This window comes from Acidobacteriota bacterium, assembly GCA_026393755.1.
Lineage (GTDB): Bacteria > Acidobacteriota > Vicinamibacteria > Vicinamibacterales > JAKQTR01 > JBAXOX01.
Map to the genome: position 1 here is coordinate 1 of JAPKZO010000013.1, position 5,042 is coordinate 5,042.

Genomic DNA, 5,042 nt, shown 5'->3' on the forward strand with positions numbered 1-5,042 from the left:
GCCCCGCCGGCGCGCCGGCTCTGGCGCCGTGTGCGCATCAGTTCGATTCCCGACACCGGCTCGAGCGCGCGAATCAGCACGGCCGCCGGAACGCCGGGAGCTTCGGTAACGGCATTCACAAGACAATGCATGCCGTAGTTCAAGTAGACATAGGCGCGGCCGGGCTGGCCATAGAGCGGCTGGTTGCGGGACGTCGGACCTGCTGCCGCGTGGCAGGCGGGGTCGGATTCCCCAATGTAGGCCTCGGATTCGACAATGACCCCGCTGGTCAGGCCATCGCCGGAGCGGTGGACGAGCAGTTTGCCGAGCAGGTCCCGGGCGACGTCGAGGGTCGGCCGCCGGTAGAAGGACCGCGGCAGTCGGCGACGGCGTGGGCCGCGGCCGCTCACGGCGTCCGGGGAGCGCCGGGCTGACGAATCGTCAGCCGCTTCTGCGATCGCACGGCCGCAGCCGCGACGGTCCTGTCTCGATCGCGAGCCAGCAGATCGAGTGACGGCAGCGTCGCCGCGCTGCCAATGACACCCAGTACTTCGGCGACGCCTGCGCGGACCTTGGCGTCACGGTTGGACGCGAATCCGGCAAGCGACGGCGCGACGGTTGACCCGAGTTCCACCAGATAGCCGAACGCGTTCCCCTGGAGATCGGCGCTGCGAAACCCGTCCGTGATCACGCCGAGATCGCCGAAATCGCCCACGCGGGCCCGCGCGAACGCCGACGCGAGACGAAGCACAGGCGACGGGTCGGCGGCAGCGCGGGTCAGCAACGCGTCAAGCGCGGGGCGGTCGCCGATCCTGGCCGTGCCTTCGAGCGCGATCCGGCGCAGTTCCTCGTCATTCACGTCGAACGCTTTCGCGAACTGGCTGACGCTCGACGGATGCGCGATGTGGGCCAGGGCGTTGAGCGAGGCCAGACCAAGCCGGTCGCGCTTGTAGTATCCGCAGAAATCGACCAGTGACTGCACGGCCCGCTCGTGCCGCAGCGCGCCGAGCGCGTTGATGGCGGCCAGCCTCACAAGCTGGTCCGGATCGTTCATCGCCGCGATCACCTGGTCTCCCGCCTCCCCTCGCTGGGCGATCCATTCCTGGTTGATCTTCACGTCTCCCAGCGCCGACGCGTACAGCCGGCCCAGCACATGCAGTGCGGCCTCGCGTAGCGACGGCTCAGCATCCTTCATCGTCACCACCAGCCTGGACACGGTTCCCCTGGCGTCGGGAAATTGACCGTGCTTGATGAGCGACGGCCCCAGCACGCCGACCGCGTACGCCGCGTCGAGCCGGACTCGCGGCGTCGAGGAGGCCATCGCGCCCGTGAGCGCGACGAGCAGCGAGGCCGGAGGCAGGTTGGCCACGGTTGCACCTGGCCCCTGCGCGAATGCCAGCAGGGGAAGGCTGGCGTCCTTCGACTTGACGACCGGCGTCGCGAACGCCCGCGTGTAGGCTTCGTCGGCGAGCAACAGCGCCACTTCGGTCGCGATCGCCTTGGCCTGGACATCCGCCACCGGATCGCCGATCAGCGGAACGACAGGCGCCATCGCATCGATGTAACCCGCGCGGCCCAGCAAGCCCAGCGCCTCGATCCGGACGTTGGCGTCGGGCGACTTGAGCCGGGCGACCACGTCCTCGTACGCGATGTCCTGTCCGCGAACCGGCTGAAAGACGCCCCCGGCCACCATCGCCAGCACCGCCACGACCGCCGTCCTGGATTGCACCGTCGGTCTCATGCCACACCCCCTGTTTGCCGCGCGCGTGACTGGCCGGCCAGCACCGGCCGCAGAACACGCCCCGTATGCGAACCTTCGTCGGCCGCGATCTGCTCAGGTGTTCCTGCCACCACGATCCGGCCTCCCCCCTCGCCGCCTTCGGGGCCAAGATCGATCACGTGATCTGCGGTCTTGATGACATCGAGATTATGTTCGATCACGAGCAGCGAATGTCCGGCCTCCAGCAGCCGCCGGAACGCCGCGAGCAGTTTCGCGATGTCGTCAAAGTGTAACCCCGTCGTGGGCTCGTCGAGAATGTACAGGACCCGTTCGCCGCCCGACACGGCCAGATGCGCCGCAATCTTGACCCGCTGGGCCTCACCACCCGAGAGCGTCGTCGCCGGCTGGCCAAGCCGCAGGTAGCCAAGCCCGATTTCGTCGAGTACCTGCAGGCGGCGCAGCACCTTCGGTGAGGCAGCGAAGAACACCAGCGCCTCGTGGACGGTCAAATCGAGCACCTCGTGCACGTTCCTGTTTCGGTACCGGATATCGAGCACCTGAGGCTTGAACCGCTTGCCGTCACAGACATCGCAGGGCACGAAGACGTCGGCCAGAAACTGCATCTCGACCCGCACCTGGCCCTCACCCTCGCACACCTCGCACCGCCCTCCCGGCACGTTGAAGGAGAAGTGGCTCGCGGTCAGGCCGGCGGCCCGGGCGTCCTTGGTCGACGCGAACAGTTCGCGGATTGGATCGAACGCCTTCAGGTACGTCACCGGATTGGATCTCGGGGTCCGGCCGATCGGCGTCTGGTCAACCAGCACGACGTCGGTGATGAACTCGGCTCCTTCCAGCTTCCGATGTGCGCCCACTTTGCGTTCGGTGCCGCCCTTGAGCCGTTTGATGGCGGGGTAGATGATGTCGTGCACCAGGGTCGACTTGCCCGATCCGCTGACACCGGTCACCACGGTCAGCGTATTGAGGGGAATCTCGACGTCGATGCCGCGGAGGTTGTGCTCGGCGGCTCCCACCACCCGCAGGCGCTGCCCGGTGCCGCGCCGGCGCTGCGCGGGCACGTGGATGGACAACTCGCCCCGCAGGTACTTCGCAGTCAGCGACCGGGTGTCCTGCATCAACCCTTCGAGCGTGCCGCTGAAGATGATGCGCCCGCCCTGCTCGCCGGCCCCCAGGCCGAGATCGACGATGTGGTCGGCCACACGGATCATGTCGGCGTCGTGCTCCACCACGAGCACGGTATTGCCCTGGTCCCGCAGCACCCGCAGGATGTCGATGAGCCGCTGGTTGTCTCGGGGGTGCAGGCCAATCGACGGCTCGTCGAGCACGTACAGCGTGCCGACCAGTGCCGAGCCCAGCGACGTGGCGAGGTTGATCCGCTGTGCCTCGCCGCCGGAGAGCGTCGACGAGAGCCGGTCCAGCGTGAGGTAGTCGAGGCCGACGTCGCTCAGAAATCCCAGCCGCCGCCGGATCTCGTCGAGCAGTTTGTCGGCAATCGCCGCGTCCCGTTCGCCGAGCACCAGCTCGTTGAACAACCGCCGCGCCGCGCTCACCGTCAGCGCGCAGACCGCGTCGATCGTCTCGCCTCCGACCCGGACCTCTCTCGCTTCGCGGCGCAGGCGCGTGCCGGCACAGTCGTGGCAGATCTGATAGCCCCGATACCGGCTGAGGAACACGCGGACGTGGACTTTGTACTTCTTGCGCTCCAGCCACGCAAAGAAGCCTCGAACGCCCGTGTACTCGTCGCCGTCGCCCTCGATGACGATCCGCCGTTCCTCATCCGTCAGGTCCTGCCACCGGGTGTCGAGGCGGACGCTTCCCTTTCGGGCCACCCGCTTCAGGTCTGCGAGACAGGAGCGGTAGTGCGGCTTGCTCCACGGCTCGATGGCGTTCCGGTTGATGGACAGCGTGGGGTCCGGCACGACCAGGTCCATGTCGACTTCGATAATGTTGCCAAAGCCATGACAGGTCGCGCACGCACCGAACGGGTTGTTGAACGAGAAGAGACTGGGCTGGGGCGTCTCGTACGGGATGCCGCAGGACCGGCACTCGAATCGCTCGCTGAACAGATGGACGCGCGCGCCCGGCCCATCGGCGACCTCGACGGCGATCGCGGCGCCGCCGCCCTCGGCGTACGCCGTCTCGATCGAATCGGTCAGGCGGCTCTCGATGCCAGGCCCGATGGTGACGCGATCGGCGACCACGCGCAGTTGCGTGCTGCCGGCCAGCGAGGCCGGGGCGATCTGGTCGAACGGCACGGCCTGATTGTCTATCAGCAGGCGCCCGAAACCCTTCTTGCGCAACGCGTCCAGCGTCGCGGCAATCGCATCCTCCCCGTCGCTTCCGCCATCGGCGACGGGCTCTCTTCCGGAAACGGTCCGGGATGCGCGCCCCGATTCTCTCGACGCCTCGACACCCACCGACGCGTCCGCTGCGGCCGACTCCCCGATCTCGTCAACCACGTCGCTGCCGTTGGCCTGGTCGTCGCCCCCGGCGTCCACGGCCAACACAGGCAGATCGAACCCCAGCACCAGGCGCGTGCCTTCCGGCAGCTGGGCAAGGCGCCGCGTCACGATTTCGGCCGTCTCGCGCGTCACTTCCTGCCCGCACTGCCGGCAGTAGGTGCGGCCGATCCGCGCGAACAGGAGCCGCAGGTAGTCGTGAATTTCCGTTGTCGTGCTGACCGTGGATCGGGGATTGCGAATCGAATTCTTCTGGCGGATCGCAATCGACGGCGACACGCCGTCAATCGAGTCGACGTCGGGCTTCTCCATCCGTTCGAGAAACTGGCGCGCGTAGGCCGACAACGACTCGACGTACCGGCGTTGTCCCTCCGCATAGACCGTGTCGAACGCGAGCGACGACTTGCCGGAGCCGCTGACGCCGGTCAGGATCACCAGCTTGCCCGATGGCAGCGTCAGGTCCACATTCTTCAGGTTGTGGGTGCGAGCCCCCCGAATGACGATATTGGCCGTGTCGGAGGTCGGGGTGTCTGCCATGTCGGCGGCCGGGTTCCCGGAATGCCTCGGCAGACTCGCCAGGACGCCATGCCATCCCGGAAGTGCGGGAGCAGGGCCCACTGCGCGGCCCGTCGGGGGGACGTTAAACGATCCATCGTAGCACGGGCGGCGCACCAATCCCATGCCGTGCCAGGCGGCACAGCGGCTCGGGGTAGTGGTCTAGTTTTGATTCTTAGGATGTTGCATCTTGGCGGGGTGGGCGTACACTGTGGATATGCCTACCCGAGCACGTATGCCCCGCGATGCCAATGAACGCGCCTTTGCCGTGGTCCAACAGGCGACGGGCCAGGCTCCGGCTATCGTCCCGC

3 protein-coding genes are annotated in these 5,042 nt (G+C 67.4%); all 3 read right to left on the reverse strand.

Features of this window, described 5'->3' with window-relative positions; all coding sequences use genetic code 11:
• On the reverse strand, positions 1-389 hold a 389-nt coding region (locus NTV05_05005; GenBank protein ID MCX6543756.1), incomplete at its 3' end, for a DNA-3-methyladenine glycosylase.
• Positions 386-1,720: a HEAT repeat domain-containing protein gene (locus NTV05_05010; protein ID MCX6543757.1), complete on the reverse strand. Its 1,335-nt coding sequence runs from the start codon at positions 1,718-1,720 to the stop codon at positions 386-388. The genes NTV05_05010 and NTV05_05005, both read right to left, overlap by 4 nt.
• Complete coding sequence (gene uvrA, locus NTV05_05015; GenBank protein MCX6543758.1) at positions 1,717-4,713, reverse strand: excinuclease ABC subunit UvrA; 2,997 nt, start codon at positions 4,711-4,713, stop codon at positions 1,717-1,719. Before uvrA ends, NTV05_05010 begins: the two co-directional genes overlap by 4 nt.
• Positions 4,714-5,042 lie beyond the last annotated feature (329 nt).

Coding starts and splice junctions, on each gene's coding strand:
- NTV05_05010 (MCX6543757.1), bottom strand. CDS start 1,720: ATGAGACCGACGGTGCAATCCAGGACGGCGGTCGTGGCGGTGCTGGCG.
- uvrA (MCX6543758.1), bottom strand. CDS start 4,713: ATGGCAGACACCCCGACCTCCGACACGGCCAATATCGTCATTCGGGGG.